Origin of the sequence: Streptomyces mutomycini (genome assembly GCF_001700505.1) — a bacterium.
GTDB classification, from domain to species: domain Bacteria; phylum Actinomycetota; class Actinomycetes; order Streptomycetales; family Streptomycetaceae; genus Streptomyces; species Streptomyces mutomycini.
The window spans coordinates 1-626 of the sequence record NZ_MAPV01000348.1 but is presented as its reverse complement, the minus strand read 5'-3'; the positions used below and the strand labels follow the sequence as shown (position 1 = coordinate 626).

At 73.5% G+C, this 626-nt stretch carries 1 protein-coding gene; it reads right to left on the bottom strand.

Features of this window, described 5'->3' with window-relative positions; translation table 11 throughout:
- A partial coding sequence (locus BFF76_RS30375; protein ID WP_167359549.1) for an NAD(P)-binding protein occupies positions 1–350 on the bottom strand: 350 nt, incomplete at its 3' end.
- Positions 351–626 lie beyond the last annotated feature (276 nt).

Sequence of the window (626 nt, the reverse complement as noted above, 5' to 3'; positions counted from 1 at the left end):
CCGAGCGCACCGTCCAGCGCGCCGACCACCCCGGCCCGTGAGGCGTTGGGCAGCGACACCGCGGTGCCGTCCGCGAAGAGATGGCGGCTCGCGGGGTCGACCTGGGTGAGCGTCACGCACTCCTCCAGGCTCTCCCTGCCCGTCTTCACGAAGAGGTCGCGGTAGACCGCGGGCAGATGCAGCAGCCCGGGGCCGGTGTCGAAGACGAAGCCGTCACGGGCGTACCGGCCGAGCGAGCCGCCGTAGGTCTCCGACCGCTCGTACACCGTCACCCGGTGGCCTGCCACGGAGAGCCGGGCGGCCGCCGCCATCGCGCCGGTCCCGGCGCCGATCACCGCAATTCGTGCCATGTCAGTGACCCTAAGGGGTGCCACCGACAGCTCGTCCGTCAGGCCGGTGCCTGCCGGGACGGGGGCTGCCGCGCAGGTCTGAGTATCCCTACCTAGTACGGGAGATGAGTAGGGATGCGGATAGGCCCTCACCGGCGCAGACGGAAGAGTGGAGACCACGGAAGGGGCGCGGCGCCCGGACCGCCGGCACGGGGCGGCGGAACGGCGCGGCACCCCGGACGTAACGGGGGCGCACGACGCGGAGCTCCGGGGCCACGGGGGACACGGGGCCACGGG